Here is a 19,632-nt window from a genome sequence, read left to right as displayed (position 1 = left end):
TACCAGGAGATTACAATGAGACTTGATGCTTATCTGGTTGAAACGAATCATTTTGAATCTCGAACAAGATCAAAAAAAGCAATAAAAGGTGGACATGTTAGAATAAATGGTCAAATAGTTACCAAACCCTCAAAGTTAGTTAAGCAGGAAGATGCAGTGGAAGTAGATGAAGGGTATGACAGACCAGAAGGTTATTTCAAACTTGCCCATATACAGGAAATCACAAATGTACTTCAACCTGATGATCTGGCACTGGATATTGGTTCCAGTGCTGGAGGGTTTCTATTGTTCGCATCAGAGATTGTTAGAAAGATCCAGGGTATTGAATATAGCCTGCACTTTAAACCTCAGCTTGAAAAAATAGTTTCTGATAATGAAAATGTGTCCATTATTTTCGCAGATGCTTTTACTGTAGATCTTCAGCTTCTTTCAGCAGAAAAAGTTGATATTATTTTGAGTGATCTGACCCTGGATCCTCCGGACTCACTTAAAATACTCGCGAGATTATTTCCACTGCTCAAACCCGGAGGAAGACTTGTGCAGGTCATAAAAATAAACCATGGCCTTAGCAGAAAGCCAGTAATTGATCAAATAGTATCAATGGATTTTACTATTCTGAATGTTCTGGAATCAGAAAAAGAAGAAATGTATATTGTTGCAAAAAAGAATAATCAATGATCAGGGCTTGAATCCTGATTTACAAAATACTAAAATCAAAATTACCTCAAAAGGGTTATTACCTTATAATAAAATAAATGATATGTGACAGACACGGGATGTGACCGTCACTTTCCTGTACTTTTTGCAGATTATTTTTGATCACATCATTCCTGATGCATCGTAATTATGGATATTATGTTCAGGGTTAACATCCATCATATCCCTTTTCTCTGCACGCAGCACATCATCTACCCTTAGTACCATTGCAGCTGCCTCTGATGCAGATTTTATCGCCTGCTTCTTTACCCTGAGAGGATCAACAACCCCCCTGTCAAGCATATTCACAACCTCACCGGTGTATACATCAAGGCCTGCGTGCTTGATCTCATGATGATCTGAGCGGAGTTTCAAGAGCATATTTACACCGTCAAGTCCGGCATTTTCTGCCAGGATTCTTGGAAGAATTTCAATTGAATCAGCAAATGCAGAGATTGCAAGCTGTTCTCTTCCACCAACAGTAGGTGCATAGGAACGAAGAACAGCTGCAGTTTCAATTTCAGATGCTCCTCCACCTGCTACAATTTCACTATCTTCCACAGTTGATGCTACAACATGCAGTGCATCATCAAATACCCTTTCAATATTTTCAGTCACATGTTCTGTACCGCCTCTGAGCACAATAGTAACTGTCCTGGCATTTTCACAGTCCTTTACAAAGGTTTTAGCATCATCAGAATCTCCTATCTGCTCAAGCAAGCCTGCTGTGCCCAGATCCTTTTCATCAATTTCATGAACCTTTTTCACCAGACGTGCACCGGTAGCACGTGAGAGACTCTTCATTTCAGATTCTTTAACCCTGCGTGTTGCATAGATTCCATGCTTCTGGAGATAATGGACTGCATGATCATCTATTCCTTTGGAGCAGAACACTGCATTTGCACCACTTCTGACAATTGCATCGACCATCTTTTTAAAGCTCTCATCTTCTTCTTTTAGGAAAGCTTCCATCTGGTCTGCAGACTTTATTTCTATTTTAGATGTAGTACCTGTCTTTTCAATTTCAATTGGAGAATCAACAAGAGCAATTCTGGCATTCTCAATCCTCTTTGGCATATTGGGATGCAGAGATTTTTTAGTTAATACAACTCCTTCTACAAGTTCACTATCTGTTATTTTCTGCCCCTTATCATGAACAATGAGGATGTCATCATCAATATTTACGTTGCCATCATCCTGCACAGCTAATACCGCATCCACACAGATACCTGAAATGAAAGCACTGTAACTCTCAGATGCTTTACCGGTTATGGAAGTGACAGCAATGTTCTTAAGAACCTCTTTGTCAGCGGGATCAATAGTCATTTTATATTCATCAAGGGCCTGCATAGCCTTTTCTGTTGCCAGTCTATACCCCTTAAGAATACTTGTTGCATGAACTCCTTTTTCCATAAGTTCCTGGGCTTTTTCAAGGAGTGTTCCGGCAAGTACCGCAGCACTCGTGGTACCATCACCTGCAATATCGTCCTGGGTGCGGGCAACCTCAACGATCATTTTTGCTGTTGGATGTTCAATGTCCATTTCATCCAGAATTGTTGCCCCATCATTTGTAATGATGATATCACCAATCGGGTTTACAAGCATCTTATCCATACTTATTGGACCAAGTGTTGATTTTACCAGATCTGAAACTGCCTTTGCTGCCCGGATGTTCATTGACACAGCGTCTCTTCCTTTTGTCTGCTCCCTGTTACTGCCCATTATGTAAACTGGCTGTCCGCCATGATTGTAGTTTGTTGCCATTTGATCAATACCTCCTGAAGTTATAGATGCACATAGCACCTAATTATTTACAAATTTATAATTTGAAACTAACTGTTAGTGGTTCTATAAATAGGTTTCGAAGTTTTTCTATCAATATGATTCAAAAGGTTTAAAAGCCAGTGAACTAAAAATCAGGTATATGCTCACTTTTGTAGGACTTGGACTCTTTGATGAAAAAGATATTTCACTGAAAGGACTTGATGCAATTAAAAATGCTGACAGAGTGTATGCTGAATTTTACACCTCATGTCTTATTGGAACCAGCATTGAAAAGATGGAACGCTTATACAGTACCAGAATTCATCTGCTTTCCAGAGAGGATATAGAAAACAACCCCGAGTGGCTTGAAAGTGCAATGCATGAAGATATTGTTTTTCTGACCGGTGGAGATACAATGGTCTCTACAACCCATGTTGATCTTCGTATCCGTGCACATGACATGGGGATAGATACAAAATTGATACATGGAGCATCTATATCATCTGCAGCATGCGGGCTATCAGGTCTGCAGAACTATCGTTTTGGAAAAGCTGCAACTGTCCCTTACCCATATATAAGCAGCCGTGGAAAAGAAGTGATCTCCCATACCCCTTACGATACAATAAGAGCCAATACCATAGCAGGACTGCACACAATGGTGTTTCTTGATATAGATGTAGAAAAGGGATTCATGAAAATCCCCGATGCTCTTGAAGTACTGCTCCAGGTAGAAAAATCAAGAAATGAAGGTGTAATGAAGAACAGACTGGTCATCGGAATTGCAAGAGCAGGATCTGAAATTCCTGCTGTAAAATGTGATTTTGCAGAAAAACTTCTTGATTTTGATTTTGGACATCCTCTGCACATTCTCCTAGTACCGGCATCTCTTCACTTTGTAGAAGCAGAAGCACTTGTAAAACTTGCAGGCGCACCAGAGGAAATTCTGGAATCCATTGAAAAATAATAAATACAAAAGCTATTCAATAGTATGACTGTTCGGATAAGAATCATTTATGTCATAATTATCCATAATGTGAGTGTAAAAAAATGGTAAAGGATTCAGTTGGAGTTATTGTCGGAAAGACCGGTACACTTGATTTTAAATTTCTGGTATCTGAAAGTACCGCCGTTAGGAGAGGAGATTATATAAAAATATGGCACGAGACCGATGGATGGGTACTTGCACAGGTTGTATCCCTTATAAGATCCAGCGATACCTATTCTTTTGAAGAGGCTAAAAGTGGTAAGAAGCCAGATAGGAACGAGGAACACATCATAGGCGATGTGACAGTCATAGGTAGCAGAAATAAGAACGGACTCCTCAAAGCTCCAGCAATACCATTCAGTCCGGGAGACAAGGTATATAAAGCAGATGAAAACCTGATTTGCTCTGTTCTTGGACTGTCCGGTAAGGATATGTATATTGGTCTGCTTGATGGTACTGATGTCCCTGTTAATCTGAGCATCAACAGCCTGGTGCAGAAACACTGCAGTATACTGGCAAAAACAGGAAGTGGTAAATCATACACAGCCAGCGTACTTCTGGAAGAACTGCTTGATAAAAAAATTCCACTTCTGATAATAGATCCACATAGTGAATATGCGTCCCTGAAAAATGAAGGATCGATCAATACAGCAGATCAGAAAAAATATAGAGTATCCTCAAAGGGTTACGGATCCCGGATAAAAGTATATACACCAGCAAACATGGCAATAAACCCTGATGCTGATGAGGTGTTCAGGTTAAACGGCATGAATCTGAGTGTGAAGGATATTACAGCTATATTTCCTGAAAATTCCACAAGTACACATACTGGAATACTCTATGAATCTATACAGAAAGTCCGCTCAGAAATGGAAACATATACTCTTGAGGATATCATCTTTGAAGTTGCAAATAATGAGAGCAAAGCAAGGTGGAATGTTGTTAACTACCTTGAAGAGATCAAAGAGAGTGAAATACTATCAACCAACCCAACGACCATTGATGAACTTATACAAAAGGGGAAAGCTTCAATAATTGATTTTAAAGGTGTTACACCCACAATGCAGGGAATGATAGTATCCCAGTTATGTTCTTCTATGTTTGAGGCTCGCAAATTGAACAGAATACCTCCAGCAATGCTTGTTGTAGAGGAAGCACATAATTTTGCTCCAGAAAGGGGATTCAGCAAAACTCCAAGTTCGGAGATACTTAGAACCATTGCCTCTGAAGGAAGAAAATTTGGACTGGGCTTGATGGTGATTTCGCAAAGACCTGCAAGAATTGATAAGAATGTACTATCTCAATGTGGAACCCAGATCATCATGAAAGTAACAAATCCCAATGACCTTAAATCTATAAGCAAAGGTCTTGAAGGGGTAAACTCCTATGTAGAAGAAGAGTTAAAAAGACTTCCTCCCGGTGTAGCAATGCTGGTGAGCAATGATATTGAAAGGCCTATACTTATTGATGTTAGGATAAGGAAAACAAAACATGGAGGGGAATCTGTGGATGTTGTTAAAGGGGCATTCAATGCAGATAAAAAGACAACTTACACTCCTCCTGAAACATCACCCCCTCCCCTGGAAGCACTTTCTGAAAACACAGAAAAAGTGCCTAATCCACCTCCAAAAAGAAAACCTTCACGCAGCTCAGGAGATAATGAGGGAGGACTTTTCAAGAAAATATTCGGAGCTAACAGATGATGTTTAATTTTCAAATCATATATGGATCATGGTGATAAATTGGCTGCTGAACTGGCCGAAAAAGTTAACCGGTATGAAAAGCTTCTAAATTCAGCACTTGAAAAGGCAGACTATGCACCCATAGAAAAATCACACCTGCACAATGTTGCTGAAGATTTTTATACAATGGCCCTTTCCTACTATAAAGACGGTAAACATTTTATGCAGATAAATGATTTAGTAAATGCCCTCGTCTGCTTTAGCTACGGACATGCCTGGCTGGATTCAGGTGCAAGGCTTGGTCTTTTTGATGTTGATGACGACAGCCTGTTTACTATTTAAAGCCTCAATAGAGATCTGCTACAAATAATATAGATCACAGACATATAAACTAATATACAGACAAGAAGTATTCACGCACAAACGGAGAGAATGATATGCCAAATTACCATGTTACACTTGAAGCTGCCTGGTTGGTACGGGATGTGAAATCAGCTGATGATGCTATAGGCGTAGCAATCGCAGAAGCTGGAAAAAGATTGAATCCAAAACTGGATTTTGTAGAAGTTGATGTAGGTACAACAACATGCCCGGCATGTGGAGAACCTTTCAGCAGTGTTTTCCTTGCTGCAAATACTGCCATTGTAGGGCTTGCACTGGAGATGAAAGTATTTGACGCTGAGAGCGAGGAACATGCATCAAGAATAGCAAAGTCCGTTGTTGGAAAAGCGCTAAGGGATGTACCCCTAAATGTTGTGGATGTTGTGGAGTTTGAATAAGACCTTATTATGAGGAACGTCTGATGCATGACAAAATATCTGTTGTTGGCCATACTTCACTGGATTATCTGTTCAGTGTTGAAAAAATAGCAGGCCCCAATGAATCATATCCAATCATAGACTATAATACATTTTATGGCGGAGGTGCAGCCAATGTGGCAGCTGCCATTGCAGCTCTTGGCGGTAGAAGTCAGTTAATTTCAGCTGTTGGTCCGGATTTTGAGGGATCTGACTACGAAATCCATCTCAGGGATATAGGTGTAGACCTGTCACTAATGTATACAATAGAAGGAGAAAAGAACACCAGTGCCTTTGTCTATACCGATAAGGAGCATAATCAGTGTACGTATTTTCATTGGGGAGCATCCCGGAAATTTCCTGAACTTGAACCACCTTGCGTAGATTTTGTCCATCTGGCCACTGCAGATTCCGTATTCAATTCAAGAATCGCAAAAAAGGCAAAATTTGTATCATTTGATCCGGGGCAGGATCTTGTTACCTATTCAGAAGACCGGCTGAGAACAATACTCGAAAACACAAATATCCTATTCTCCAACAGGCACGAGATACAGAGAGTATGTAATATCTTGAATGTATCTTTTGAAGATATTAAAAATATGGTCGATGTGGTCATTGTGACCTATGACTCCCGGGGAAGCGTCGTATACATGGATGATAAAGAATACCAGATACCTGTAGTAGAAGTCGAGGCTGCGGATCCAACCGGTGCCGGGGACGGATACAGAGCAGGTTTTCTCGTTGCCTATACCGAAGGGTACCCTCTGGAGATCTGTGGAAGGATAGGATCTACAGTAGCTTCCTTTGTCGTAGAGTCTGTCGGATGTCAAACATCCCTTCCTACCTGGACTCAAATGAAGCATAGATTTGAAACTTGTTTTGGACCTCTTGTAGAGCCAGATAAGTCATAATTCAATTTCTTTGCTTTAAATGATCTTCCACCATTTTTTCTGGATTGAAGTTACCAACCTTACCCTTTCAATAACTTCTGGTGATACATTGCTATTGAGACCATCTGTTGAAGATATCCTTTTTTGATTATTCAGCGAAATGATGATTCTGTGAACAGATTTTGCAAGATCCTCTTCTATGTATCCTCCTTCCAGCACGAGCACCATCCGGTTACAGGTCTTTGATGCAATATAACTGACAATCGATGCAAGTTCACCAAAACCCTCTGAAGTTATATTCATGTTCCCTAAAGGATCCCTGGAATATGAATCCATGCCTGCAGAAACCATAATCATCTGTGGATCAAATTGGAGTGATATCGGTAAAAGAAGCTTTTTAAATATGTATATATAGTCAGAATTGTTTAAACCAGGTGGTAGTGGTACATTTATGTTAAATCCCTGCGCATCACCATCTCCGATCTCATCCAGCCATCCTGTTCCTGGAAACCATGGATAAAGATGGGTTGAAAAATACAGTACACCTGGATCAGAATAGAAAATTTCCTGTGTACCGTTACCATGATGAACATCCCAGTCCACAATAAGAATTCTTTCAAATCCACGAGATTGTGCATACCTTGCTGCAATAGCAATATTGTTGAACAGGCAAAATCCGCGAGCTTTTCTGTAACCTGCATGGTGCCCTGGTGGGCGGGTCAATGCAAATGCCAAACCTTCATCAAGCACAAGTTCGGTAGCTTTTACCGCACCACCAGCTGAGGCAAGAGCTGCATTAAATGAATCCCGGGAAACAACGGTATCCGGATCTAATGGAATCTCTCTCATGCAATGTTCTTCAACAGATTTTATGTAATCAAGGTCATGTACATTTTCAATCAGGGATAGATCAGCGTATTGAGGAATAACCAGTGGATTATCTTCAAATATCCCGTTTTCCTCAAGTTTGTCCATAATTGCCTTTAACCGAGATGCAGATTCGGGGTGCCAGCCAGTGTTATGCTTAAGAGAATCAGGATGATAGATAATGTAGACCATAAAGATTGATTATCCTTCTAGTGATTAAGTTTTATTACTAATGAGTACAATCCTTTTTATGGGGGATTTAATTGATCAAAGAAGCAATGCTCTATGAAAATCTTGATAATAAAAGAGTTGCCTGCAATTTATGCAGTCATCGATGTACCATTGCACCCGGAAAGCGCGGATTCTGTATGGTACGGGAAAACCGGGAGGGGAGATTATACAGTCTGATATACAATACAGTTTCAAGTGAAGCTGTTGACCCAATTGAAAAAAAGCCACTATTTCATTTCTATCCAGGCTCTTTTTCGTATTCACTTGGAACTATAGGATGTAATTTTAGATGCAAGCATTGTCAAAACTGGAGAATTGCCAGAATGAATGTCGATGAAAGCCGGAAATATACAATGGAGATGACTCCTCAGGAAGCTGTTTCAAGAGCTATCGGATCACAGGCAGAGAGTATTTCCTGGACATACAACGAGCCTACGATCTGGCATGAATACACCTACGACTCTGCAAAAATAGCAAAGGATAAAGGGCTTGCCACCGTTTATGTGACAAACGGCTATATAACTCCGGAAGCACTGAAAGATATATCTCCATATCTTGATGCATTCAGTGTTGACATCAAAGGATTTACAGATAAGTTTTACAGAGATATAGCCAGTGCAAAGCTTGAGCCTGTGCTTGAAGCTTCAAAAACTGCAAAAGAACTTGGACTGCATATAGAAGTAACAACCCTTATTATTCCAACATACAATGATTCAGAAAATGAACTGCATCAGCTTTCCAGATGGGTCCATGATAATCTTGGGCCGGATACTCCACTGCATTTCTCACGATTCCAACCCTATTACAAGATGACAAATGTTGAACCAACCCCCCTGAAAACACTTGAGAAAGCACACGAAATAGCGACACAGGAGGGGTTGAGATTTGTCTATATTGGAAATGTGCCTGGAAATAAGTATGAAAATACGTTCTGTCCAGAATGTGGAAAAATGCTGATCAAAAGAGGATTCTTTAGTATTGAAAAATATGATATTACATCAGATAAAAAATGTTCAGCATGTGGAGCTTCAATTCCAATAACAGGAATGGGAACGGAGATATAAGAGCATAAACAGAAACATACTCAATGGACAAAGCTAAATGGTTTTGTCCATTTTAACAGTTAGTTGACATCGATAATAAACAAAAACTATAAATGTAATCAATACGTTTAGACATTTCGCGTTTAAGTATATGTGCGTGAGCCGCCATAACTCAGTTGGTAGAGTGTCTGGCTGTTAACCAGATTGTCACAGGTTCGAGTCCTGTTGGCGGCGTCTTTTTTAGAGGGCCTATAGCTTAGTCAGGTTAGAGCGCTCGGCTCATAACCGAGTGATCACCGGTTCAAATCCGGTTAGGCCCATTGAATATTTTTATCAAAGCCTGTTATTTCTATTCTACAGACCTTCTGTATAGCAATAAGGAAAAATAGAAAAAGTGTGTCTGTCTACTTCGTGTTTTCTTGATCAATTTGAGGAGATCATTTCCTGATTATCCCAATATCAGCGAGTCTTTCAGGCAGGTATACATCAGTTACAAAGTCAAGTCCTTTACCGGCAAAAGCCTGCTGTTCAGCTTTCTTCTGTATTTCCAGCTGGAGATTGATCTGTTCCTTCCAGTAATCCGTTTCAAATCTGGGATCTGACAATTCGCTTCTAAGAGCACTTATATCTTTTTCAGTCAGTTTATCGGTTGAGAGTTCATATTCAACTATATCAGATGGCTGGACCCCAACAAACTTAGCACTGGGGGTTGCCATGAATTCCGAAAGGTGAGCACTTTTGATTGCTCCATATGCAATTGATGCATAGATTCTGTATGACCATGGATCTCCATCAGTAAATACGGCAACAGGAATTCCCAGTTCATCATTCATCCTTTTGATAAGCCGTCTTGTCGAACGGGCAGGCTGTCCCTTCAGATGAACAAGTATGGCATTGTATTTCTCATCAAACCCATTCTCAATCAGCCTTGCGTACATACCACCAGTCTCTATAGCAATGATAAAGTCTGCATCATGATCCAAGAAATTGATGTTTTCCACATTAAACGGGATCTGATAACCACTTTCTCCTATATCTTCCTGACAATGAATTATGCGCGTTCCCCTTTTTGTTTCCTCGTGGATCTTTATAGGCCCAAACATTGTAGCACCGTCCTCTTCAGGACGCATGTGGAAATATTCCCTCTGAAGACCTGTAATGATCTCAAGATCCTCGATCAGACGATCACTTTCAGGCTGTTCTCTAAACTTTGCAACATCCCAGTTCTCAGAAATATAGTACAATTCCCTGAGAGTTGAACCACGATTCTGTGACAGATGATTCTTCAGGAGAAAATCAACAGTATGAGTGGTTTTAAGCAATTGAAAAGCACCTTTTACAGTCTTGGCACTTCTCTCACTTTCCCTGTCTCCATAGACCCATACATCACTTCCCTCATCATACTCAATGTTCTTCTTGGTACGGCTTGGCATCAGGATCTTTGGAATTGTACCATCCGTAAACTGCTGATATAATGAGTCGACCACCGCAATAATATGCCTTTTTGCAATGGCATCATGCTCTGCCCTTTTTTTTGAAATATCAGTACCCATTTTCATAACCCCTTGACTGTTTTAGCACCGGTTACCAGTTCCTGTTCCATGCCTTCAACTATTATATCAGGCATTTTCTGTATATCATTTTCTTCCACAAATGTGAGTGAATAGGTAAGAACTTTAGTCTCCTGTGCAGCTATATTAATATTCCATATATAGTCGAACTCATTACCCATGCTGACAATCCTGGGATCAGGAGTTGGATCCTGAATTTCATAAGCAAGCATCTCATGCAATGTAAATTCATATGATTTGGATCCAAAATTTTTTATCTTTATTGCAACATCCACCTTGCCGTTATCCTTACGCTGTAAATGCCTGTGAACAAGTACATTTCCCATGATTTTTGCCACCACTGGATCAATATCAGGAACCTCACGATCAAGTGTGTCAGCCAGTTTTTCGGCCATCCTGGGAAGCACTTTCGTAATTATAATTTCCTTCTGACGCCTTTTTTTAAGGGAACCCTGTTTTTTGAGAAAACGATTGAGCTTTCTGGCAACCTCTTTTAGAGCAAGTTCAACTTCATTCTGTATCTCAGGAATCTCTGCAACCGCATCCTTGGATTCTGAAGTAAACGGTACATTCGTAGATGCTACATGCACCAGCAGTACAACCGGACCTACAGGCAATCCCCCTCCTGGCTGACTGAGGCCGTATTGCTTCCATTTTATTGATTCAATAGCCCGGGTGGTTACACAGGCACCCTGCTGATACAGCAATGGCACACGATTTGCAAAGCGTGTGATCTCTATGCGGTCATCTTTTTGCAGCTTGCCACCATACGCAATCCCCACCTCAATCACAAATGGATTCCCGGAATATACTGAAGGGGCGCGGGTTGTGGTAGCAATAAGATCCACATCCAGTTCTTTTTGCAGTCCTTTATAGATCAGATTCTCACCAATGGGGGACAGACAGTCTGTTGGAGGTGACATTATTTTTACAGTTTTGAATGCGTCAAGAATCTTTTTTGCCTGGTCCCGGGATATATTATGAGGATCCTGATCAAAATCGAGACCAGATGCCTTGCATATTTCTTCTGCCGTCAGATGCCCGATTTTAGAGAATGAATATCTCAGGAATGCTCCAAGTTTCTGTCTATCAGTATACCGGAGCATTCTCATAAGGGTGCCAAGTTCAATCCCATGGGGATGGGGAAGTATTTCTTTTGCAGTAGCCGGCAGCTTATCCGTTACACGTTCGAATATTTCCTCATTGCCGTCCGGTTCGACCAGAGTTATCCGTGCATGTGGATTAACAATAGCTGTTGCTTTAAGGTATTCATAGACTGACTGTCTTCTACCCTTAACATATGAAGCTGCCATTTCCAATTCAATACGAGTTCCCTGAGAACGATCCCATTCAATAATATCATCCCTGAATATTTCTGGATCGTTTGTGCCTGTATTGATCATCAGTTCATAATAGTGTGCTGGAGAATCAGATCCTATCTTAGAGATTATTTTTGTTGGCTGGCCTGAAGTCAGCTGTGCATAAAGAACCGAAGCTGATATCCCTATACCTTGCTGACCACGACTTTGTTTGAGAGAATGAAAGCGGGATCCATAAAGAAGCTTTGCAAATACTTTTGGTATCTGTTCCCTGACAATACCCGGCCCATTGTCTTCAATTATAACTCTCAGATTATCCTTTCCAGCACGTTCGACCTGAACCATGATATTTGGCAGGAGTTCGGCTTCCTCACAGGCATCAAGGGAATTATCCACAGCTTCCTTGATGGTGGTTATCAGACTGCGTGGAGCAGAATCAAATCCCAGTATCTGTCTGTTTTTCTCAAAAAACTCTGCAACACTGATCGATTTCTGTTTTTTGGCAAGTTCTTCTGCAATTAAAGAGCTCATATTAATTCCTTTTTTTCAAAAGTCAAATAATGTTCTTTGAGGTTTTCCTTTCTTTTCAGATGATCCTTTTGATTTTTCAGATTCCGGCCTATTATTATCATTCCCGTCTGTTGCATCATTACTGTCTATTGTAGATGAAGACGATCCTGGATCACTGCTGGCGGCAAACTCTTCGAGACCCTTATTTGCACTGGCTGAGCCTTTTCTTGGAGAAGTATAAAATTCAATATCATGAGATATTGTTTCTCTGATGCGATCCTGTGCAAGTTCGTGTATCTTCTGGATTTTTTTTGTAACGGTTCGTCCTCCTGTGAGATAGAGGATCTCATCTACGCTCAGGTCCAGGTTCACCGCGGAGTCAACTGAGTAATTATCATCTTTTAAAAGCTGGCGATAGACAGGAATGAGATTGGAACGGGAATATCTTGTTGACTCATGGCAATGCGCTGCAATTTTGACAGATAGATTATCACGAAGATTCCTTTTTGCCTTTAGCTGACCAAGCCTTCGCCATAAAGAAGGGGGCTGGTATCTCACAAAACCTCCTTTTTGCTGGGTCCGGGATATAGCAATTCCACCGGTCATGAGCATACCTGCATATCTCCACAAACGATAATTCTGCCTTTTCTTTACACGACCAAGATATAGATCAGCCCGCGCCAGGTAACCATACCCGTTCTTTATGTCTTCATTGACAATTCCTTCCTTTCCTGAATACTGATAAAGCAGGTTTTCATCTATCCAGTGTACCAGGTCTTCAGGACTTTCATCAAGGCTATATGTTGCCTCATATGCTTTTTTTGGATCAGTGCCTTTGAAGATCTTTGGAAGCACTTTGAATATAGACCCCTGAGTATCTCTCTGGGAAGTAGCTATATCTTCAATATATATTTCATCTCTACCCATTGAAACTGCCTGGAGATCATTTACTGCACTTCTAAGGTCACCATCTGCATTTTCTGCGATTTTCTCAAGTACTCCTACACCACACATAATACCTTCTTCACGACAGATCTTCTTAAGTGCTGGAACCATTGACCTGCTCTGAATAGAATTGAACTTTATTTCCAGAGAATTGGAGCGAACAGTAGAAGATATTCCGTAAAGGTCATTTGCAATCAGGACTATTGGCTGCTTTGTTCTTTTAATGATATTCCCTATGGCGCGTGTACCCCCTCTGTCACTGCTGCCATGCAGATTATCTGCTTCATCCAGAATTATCAGTCTGCGGGATGTACTTCCATCCAGAGAATGCATTTTTGAAGCAGAACCTGCAACTCTTTCAACAGCATCTGCCGTTCTCTTGTCACTTGCATTAAGTTCTATTATTTCCCAGCCAAAATCATTTGCAAGTGCGTGTGCTGCAGATGTTTTACCAATACCTGCCCTTCCAGCAAGTATAACGGCACGTTTTTCAGGAATTGTGTATGTCCATTTTTGAGCCCATTCTTGCAGATTTTCAACTGCCTTCTTATTTCCCACTATTTCAGAAAGGGATCCAGGACGGTACTTCTCAGCCCATTCACCTATATGCGTCATCTTGTATTACTCATAAAAGGGAAAATTAATTAATGTTTGCATTTCTTTTCTAATCCTAACGGCAACTGGGGCAATGTTATGAACTCAGGAAATAATGATATCTTAAATATTATTGAGAACCGTGCACTTAAAAACAGAGCGAGGGTTGCAATAGGAATCAGGGAGCCTACTGAAAAGCTAATATCCAGTGTTAACGCTGCGCATAATGGCAGATATGCACATGTGGTACTGGTAGGTGACAGGAGCAAAATCAGGGAATTTGATACTGAGCTGGATATAATCGACACTCAGAACCCTGAAAAAATGCTGGCCAGCCTTCTTGTATCTAGAAAAGTTGATGCAGCAGTCAGGGGAACTGCACATGCCTCAGGAGCGCTTGCAAATCTCAAGCAATCACTGAAAATGGAATCCATACAGAGACTCGCACTTCTAATAACTGCATCTGGAAACTGTTTTTTTCTGGCACCTGTGGGAATCGATGAGACAGGAAGTATTGCTGATCGAATAAACTTTATTCTTAATGGTGCCAGGCACATAAGTCGTTTTGGAATTGAGCCTTCTGTAGGTATCCTTTCAGGTGGAAGATTGGGTGATCTAGGAAGAGACAGCAGAGTAGATCGAACCCTTGCAGATGCTGATTTCATAACAAACAGGCTTCATGAGAAAGGAATTAACGCAAAGCATTATACCATTCTGATCGAAGACGCAATTAAAGAAGCAAATTTTATTTTTGCACCTGATGGAATATCAGGTAATCTCATATTCCGAACCCTGGTTTTTCTTGGGGGAGGGGACGGAATCGGTGCACCTGTTCTAATGGATGACTATGTCTTTGTAGACACTTCCAGAGTTGGAGGACATTACACCAAAGCAATAATGCTGGCAAGTGCACTGGCAGATATTTCAGATACATCTGAGATCGATTTTTAAAAGAAAGCAAAGAAAAAATAGATAGATAGATAGATAGATAGATAGATAGATAGATAGATAGATAATAGCAATACTACAACTATAAGATGATATAATGGAGCATGTTGCAAATGACTGGCCACCTGCCAAAGGTGATTACGTAATCGGTTCAATTGATTCAAGGATTGCAGTTGTGACCCTTGCAAGTTCTATCGAGCCCACTGAAAAAGCTGCCATATGGGGAACCTGTAAGACAGAAAATCTTGGTGTTGAAAAGGTTGTAATAAACATAATTTCTAATTCAAATATCCGATACCTTCTCCTGTGTGGAGGGGAGTCTAGAGGACATCTATCTGGAAAATCCCTGATCGCCCTGCATAATAACGGAATTGACGAGAACGGGAGAATTATAGGGTCCGATGGTGCTATCCCTTTTATCGAAAATATCCCGGAAAATGCAATCATTAGATTTCAGGAGCAAGTAGACCTGATCGATTATACAGGATTGACAGACAAAAAAGAAATATATGAACTTGTGGACGTTTATTCTAACAAAAATGAAGCGTATGCTGAAGAACCATTCGTAATTTTAACCGGAAAAAGGAAGAAAAGCTGTATTCAACATTCATCTTCTGCAGACATTATACTGAGCGATGAATTTGTTATTGATGCAGAGAATGGAATCATCTGCACATCAGACCAATTATAACCCGTATTGAGGTACAATTATGTTCAGATTTCAGAAAGAACAGGAAATTTGTAATATTGCAGGAACAAAAATAGGAGGGCAGCCAGGCGAGCTACCTACAGTCGTTGCAGGAACCATATTTTATACAGGACATAAAATAATTGAGGATCCAGATAAGGGTATATTTGACAGAAATACTGCAGAAAAGTTGATAAATAACCAGGAATCAAATTCCGACGAAACCGGGATTCCTCACATAATACATATTTTTTCAAATACATTGGAAAGTATGCATAAATATATAGATTTTATATGTGATGTTTCAGATGCACCATTTATTGTTGACTCTTCAGAGCCGGAAGTTAGAACCGATGCTGCCCTATACACCACAGAGACCGGGCTGGCAGATAGGACAATATACAATTCATTAAATATGAGCACTGAAGCCAGTGAAATCGAATGTTTGAAACTGTCAGATGTTGACAGTTCTATAATACTTGGATTTAATGCTATTGATTCATCGTTAAGCGGAAGAATGAGATTACTGGAAGACGGTGGTGGCATTCTGGATAAAGGCCTGGTAGAAATAGCAAACTATTGCGGCATTTCTAATAAGCTGATAGATCCAAGTATTACTCCAATGGGAAGTGGAGCAGGTATAGCCTTGAGAATGTCGCTTACAGCAAAGGCCAGATGGGGACATCCTGTAGGATCCGGCATCCATAATGCACCATCTTCCTGGAGCTGGCTTCAGAACAAAAGAAAGGAAGATCCCCTGAAATATAAGATATGCGATATTGGATCTATAGGTATGCAGATAGTTTCAGCAGGTGATTTTATACTTTATGGACCTATGGAAAATGCACCCTATGTATTCCCACTGGTTGCAATGGGAGATATTATGGTATGTGAAGCTATTGAAGATATGGGTATAGAACACTCTGATAATCATCCGATCAATAGGCTGGTATGAAAAAATATCGGCAGATAATATAATCTAAACTGCCAAAGCCCATGGTTCTAAAATCAATAAAAAACAGAGACATACACCCTAAAGAAAATGTATTTCAGGAACATTCATATATAGCAGTTATTGATAATACTGAATGATAGTTAGAATTGATCCTTTGAAATAACCAAACATTTAGATCTATTGCACTAAATTTTTCCAGGTCAGACATATGAAAAGACTCACAATCAGCCTCACTGATGAATTATTTGATCAGCTCAATGATATTGAAAATAAGAGCCATTTTGTAAGAGAACTGATCGAAATGAAGCTGAACCCGACATTTTCGGCAAATGAAAAATCTGAGGGCGATAAGGGAACAAAGGAAGATGAATCCCAGCAATTAAACGAAGATCTGAATAAGATCCATGAAAATATTTCAGGACTTGATAGCAGAATACAATCTATCGAAGAATATGTTGGATCCATCCATTCAGTCCTGGATGATCTGAAAACTGAAATGAAGCATTTGAAGCAAAATGAAGTTCCAGCTAGTCCTGTAAACAATAATGTAGGCAAAATAGAAAATATCCAGGATATTCCACAGCCTGCACAATATTCTTCCTTAATGGATAATAGAAACTTATATGATCTATCTGAAAAAGGACCAAAGCATAATAATATTCAGAATGCAGATGAATTTAACTATGAAAATGAAAAAGAATCTGAATCCAAAAAACAGGACCTTCCTGAAAACATAACACTTAACATAAATTCCGCTCAATCAAAAATCGATTCCAGAAATTCAGATACTACATATCAGGAACAATATCCAGAATCAATACAGACAGAACCAGATACTAATAATATTCCATTCCATAAGCCACATGTGGAAAATATTGAAAGCCAGAAATATGAGTTCAAGCCAGAATCCTGCAGCAAAGGAACATATAATCAGGACAGCAAAGTAAGAGGTTCAGCATCCTCCAGGGATTACAGCCCTGATTCAGAAAAGATCCTTGAAAAAAATTTACTGGCATATATACCTGTGAAAGCTGAAATAAAAAAAGATGTAGTAGTCAATTTACTTTCCAAGAAATATAATTTACATTCAGTTGAAAAAAAGCTTGATCAATTGATTGCTTCAGACAGGATTGCTGTACTCAACAAAAAAGGATCTAAATATCTTACAAGGACATAAAATAAAAAAAGAGTTATTCAAATCTTTTCTCATGTATATTCGGATAACTTCGTCCATGTGAGCACCTTATACATAACCCTGTACGTGCATCCATGCAATCACTGCATACAAGTCTTCCACATATCATACAACTATTCAATCTGGCAGTTTTACCGCATATAGTACATATTCCCATTAATTCCATGCTCAAACCCCCTTTAAATCAGATTCCCCGCTTCAAACAGTATATCCGGATAATTTGCTCTACACTGTCCCGGTTAACAGTTCCGGTAGATGATACGGTTTCAAAGAATCTTTCCGGAAAACGAAGATCTTTAAGGTCAAAGCCCATTCTTTTTTTTAGTTCATACTTTTTCATAACAATATCATTACCAAGAGAATTTAAAGTTTCTTCATCAGCATGAATTCCCAGAGATCCCAATGCTGCCTTTATAGTATCAGGGGAATATACTGAACGTGCAAACAGACATATAGTAAGTGAATTGAAGATACTGCGAATGTTATCCTCATATATCAACAGATCAGCTATATCCTCCTCACCAAGCCTTTTCTTAAGAGATTTCTGATCAATGCTGTATCCTGCATTATCCAGATGAGAGTGTCTGACCCCTACAGCAAGGCCTGCTATATTTGCAGGGCCTGTATGATAACCTGCAACTTCCAACCCACCAATCTGCATAGCGAAATCTTCACCACCATATTCCTTAGCTGCATAATTTATACCTTTCCCCATTGCTGAATAAAAATCAGTAGTTCCACCTACAATAAGATCAATAGCCTGCAGATAGCTATCAACATCGGACCACCTTAGGTTAAGTCCGCCCTTTTCAGATTCAGGTATTCGATCAAGTTGAAACATTTCCGTAGCCCATGCCAGTACAACTCCTGTGCTGATGACATCCAGTCCGTACATTTCACATTTATCTATCAGTTCAAGTATTCCTTCAGGAGACTGTACTCCCAGGATAGTACCCATTGAATACACAGGTTCATAGTCATATGAAATATTCTTTATTTCATACTCATGAAGCCTGGAAAATCTCTTCTTAAGCATAGCTATATGCACACATCCGATAGGACACACTGCACAGGACACTCTTTTTATAAGATATTTTTCTGCAAACAATTCCCCAGATATTGATTCTGAGAATTCAAAACTGGAATGTTGGAAATTTTTTGTTGGCAACCCTTTGATTTCGTTGAGAGGGAGAATATTTTCAGTAGTTCCCAGATCATGATACTTATGCATCTGGTCGGTTTTTACAATTTCTTCATAAATTTGCTTAAATGTTAGGTTATAGGCTTTTTTATCAGATACCTCTATTTCCTTATTACCGGAGATCACAATAGCTTTAAGATTCTTTGATCCAAAAACAGCTCCCAGACCCAGTCTACCAAAATGCCTATAAGTATCAACATTGACATTGGAATATTTAACCAGTTTCTCTCCTGCAATACCTATGCGGATAATACTCCTGCGCCCGGCTCCTGGTTCAACCTCGCGAATTATCTTCCCCACATCTGTAGTTGATGAGAGACCCCATATAGAAGACGCATCTTTGAACAATACTTCATCATCATGTATTGAAATATAAACAGGCTTTTTGGCCCTACCCTTTATTACAATCGAGTCACAGCCTGAAAATCTCATTGCCAGAGCAAGACGTCCTCCTGCGTGTGATTCACCCAGTTCATTGGTGAGAGGAGATCTAAACATTGAGACAACTTTTGAACAGCTTGGAAACAATGCAGATAGAGGGCCTATACTGAATACTACAGGTGCCCGGGGGTCCAGTGGATCCATTCCATCTTTGAATTCTTCAAAAAAAAGAGCAGTAGCTACTCCAGTACCACCAAGATATTTTCTGTAGAGATCTTTTCGGCTTACTTTTTCAAATGTTTTTTCTGTAAGATCAATGTAGAGGACATTTGACATATCCGAAATATCAGTCATTGGAAGTTCCCACCTA

General features: G+C 39.8%; 18 protein-coding genes and 2 tRNA genes. 13 read left to right on the top strand and 7 right to left on the bottom strand.

Annotated elements, in window-relative coordinates:
* The first annotated feature begins 15 nt into the window (after positions 1-15).
* Entirely contained in the window at positions 16-678 is a 663-nt protein-coding gene (locus tag MZHIL_RS03905; RefSeq protein ID WP_013898070.1) for a S4 domain-containing protein, read from the top strand.
* A gap of 141 nt (positions 679-819) precedes the next feature.
* Here the strand turns inward: MZHIL_RS03905 and thsA are convergent, their stop codons facing one another.
* Positions 820-2,460: a thermosome subunit alpha gene (gene thsA, locus MZHIL_RS03900; protein WP_013898069.1), complete on the bottom strand. Its 1,641-nt coding sequence runs from the start codon at positions 2,458-2,460 to the stop codon at positions 820-822.
* A gap of 160 nt (positions 2,461-2,620) precedes the next feature.
* Here thsA and dph5 point away from each other — a divergent pair, with 160 nt between their 5' ends.
* From dph5 to MZHIL_RS03875, 5 genes are all read left to right on the top strand, one after another.
* On the top strand, positions 2,621-3,424 hold the full coding sequence (gene dph5 / locus MZHIL_RS03895; RefSeq protein WP_013898068.1) for a diphthine synthase: 804 nt from the start codon (positions 2,621-2,623) through the stop codon (positions 3,422-3,424).
* 83 nt (positions 3,425-3,507) lie between these two features.
* The gene (locus MZHIL_RS03890; RefSeq protein WP_013898067.1) at positions 3,508-5,148 is read left to right on the top strand and encodes a helicase HerA domain-containing protein; all 1,641 of its coding nucleotides are present in this window, start codon (positions 3,508-3,510) and stop codon (positions 5,146-5,148) included.
* A 39-nt stretch (positions 5,149-5,187) separates the two neighbouring features.
* Complete coding sequence (locus MZHIL_RS03885; protein ID WP_048815632.1) at positions 5,188-5,469, top strand: DUF357 domain-containing protein; 282 nt, start codon at positions 5,188-5,190, stop codon at positions 5,467-5,469.
* 95 nt (positions 5,470-5,564) lie between these two features.
* Positions 5,565-5,906 carry a DUF555 domain-containing protein gene (locus MZHIL_RS03880; protein WP_013898065.1) on the top strand — a complete coding sequence of 114 codons (342 nt, stop codon included), beginning with the start codon at positions 5,565-5,567 and terminating at the stop codon, positions 5,904-5,906.
* A gap of 23 nt (positions 5,907-5,929) precedes the next feature.
* Complete coding sequence (locus MZHIL_RS03875) at positions 5,930-6,835, top strand: carbohydrate kinase family protein (RefSeq protein WP_013898064.1); 906 nt, start codon at positions 5,930-5,932, stop codon at positions 6,833-6,835.
* 15 nt (positions 6,836-6,850) lie between these two features.
* Here the strand turns inward: MZHIL_RS03875 and MZHIL_RS03870 are convergent, their stop codons facing one another.
* On the bottom strand, positions 6,851-7,873 hold the full coding sequence (locus MZHIL_RS03870) for a histone deacetylase family protein (protein WP_013898063.1): 1,023 nt from the start codon (positions 7,871-7,873) through the stop codon (positions 6,851-6,853).
* Between the two features lie 71 nt (positions 7,874-7,944).
* Here MZHIL_RS03870 and amrS point away from each other — a divergent pair, with 71 nt between their 5' ends.
* The 3 genes from amrS (at position 7,945) to MZHIL_RS03855 (ending at position 9,275) form a co-directional block, all read left to right on the top strand.
* Positions 7,945-8,976 carry an AmmeMemoRadiSam system radical SAM enzyme gene (gene amrS / locus MZHIL_RS03865; protein WP_013898062.1) on the top strand — a complete coding sequence of 344 codons (1,032 nt, stop codon included), beginning with the start codon at positions 7,945-7,947 and terminating at the stop codon, positions 8,974-8,976.
* A gap of 140 nt (positions 8,977-9,116) precedes the next feature.
* A tRNA-Asn gene (locus MZHIL_RS03860) sits at positions 9,117-9,189 on the top strand.
* A gap of 11 nt (positions 9,190-9,200) precedes the next feature.
* A tRNA-Ile gene (locus tag MZHIL_RS03855) sits at positions 9,201-9,275 on the top strand.
* A gap of 117 nt (positions 9,276-9,392) precedes the next feature.
* Here the strand turns inward: MZHIL_RS03855 and MZHIL_RS03850 are convergent.
* From MZHIL_RS03850 to MZHIL_RS03840, 3 genes are read right to left on the bottom strand one after another with little or no spacing between them, the layout of a single operon-like run.
* Positions 9,393-10,514 (bottom strand): DNA topoisomerase IV subunit A, encoded by a 1,122-nt coding sequence (locus MZHIL_RS03850; protein ID WP_013898061.1) that lies wholly within the window; start codon positions 10,512-10,514, stop codon positions 9,393-9,395.
* Entirely contained in the window at positions 10,511-12,376 is a 1,866-nt protein-coding gene (locus MZHIL_RS03845) for a DNA topoisomerase VI subunit B (protein WP_013898060.1), read from the bottom strand. Before MZHIL_RS03845 ends, MZHIL_RS03850 begins: the two co-directional genes overlap by 4 nt.
* 15 nt (positions 12,377-12,391) lie before the next feature.
* Positions 12,392-13,915, bottom strand: a complete 1,524-nt coding sequence (locus MZHIL_RS03840; RefSeq protein WP_013898059.1) for a replication factor C large subunit — start codon at positions 13,913-13,915, stop codon at positions 12,392-12,394.
* A 78-nt stretch (positions 13,916-13,993) separates the two neighbouring features.
* On the opposite strand from MZHIL_RS03840, the gene mtxX reads away from it, so the two are divergent.
* The 4 genes from mtxX (at position 13,994) to MZHIL_RS03820 (ending at position 17,662) form a co-directional block, all read left to right on the top strand.
* Positions 13,994-14,845: a methanogenesis marker protein Mmp4/MtxX gene (mtxX, locus tag MZHIL_RS03835; protein WP_013898058.1), complete on the top strand. Its 852-nt coding sequence runs from the start codon at positions 13,994-13,996 to the stop codon at positions 14,843-14,845.
* A gap of 94 nt (positions 14,846-14,939) precedes the next feature.
* Positions 14,940-15,533: a tetrahydromethanopterin S-methyltransferase subunit A gene (locus MZHIL_RS03830; RefSeq protein ID WP_013898057.1), complete on the top strand. Its 594-nt coding sequence runs from the start codon at positions 14,940-14,942 to the stop codon at positions 15,531-15,533.
* A gap of 19 nt (positions 15,534-15,552) precedes the next feature.
* Entirely contained in the window at positions 15,553-16,485 is a 933-nt protein-coding gene (mtrH, locus tag MZHIL_RS03825; RefSeq protein WP_013898056.1) for a tetrahydromethanopterin S-methyltransferase subunit H, read from the top strand.
* Positions 16,486-16,693: 208 nt separating this feature from the next.
* A complete protein-coding gene (locus tag MZHIL_RS03820) occupies positions 16,694-17,662 on the top strand; it encodes a hypothetical protein (protein ID WP_013898055.1) in 969 nt (322 codons plus the stop codon).
* A gap of 13 nt (positions 17,663-17,675) precedes the next feature.
* On the opposite strand, the gene MZHIL_RS10480 is transcribed toward MZHIL_RS03820, so the two are convergent.
* Together MZHIL_RS10480 and MZHIL_RS03815 are read right to left on the bottom strand one after the other, a co-directional pair.
* Positions 17,676-17,846 (bottom strand): hypothetical protein, encoded by a 171-nt coding sequence (locus MZHIL_RS10480; RefSeq protein ID WP_157209627.1) that lies wholly within the window; start codon positions 17,844-17,846, stop codon positions 17,676-17,678.
* Between the two features lie 18 nt (positions 17,847-17,864).
* Positions 17,865-19,616, bottom strand: a complete 1,752-nt coding sequence (locus tag MZHIL_RS03815; protein WP_013898054.1) for an aldehyde ferredoxin oxidoreductase family protein — start codon at positions 19,614-19,616, stop codon at positions 17,865-17,867.
* Positions 19,617-19,632: the final 16 nt, after the last annotated feature.

Origin of the sequence: Methanosalsum zhilinae DSM 4017, assembly GCF_000217995.1 — an archaeon.
Lineage (GTDB): Archaea > Halobacteriota > Methanosarcinia > Methanosarcinales > Methanosarcinaceae > Methanosalsum > Methanosalsum zhilinae.
The sequence above is the reverse complement of the archived record's forward strand: the minus strand, read 5'-3'. Positions and strand labels throughout refer to the sequence as shown.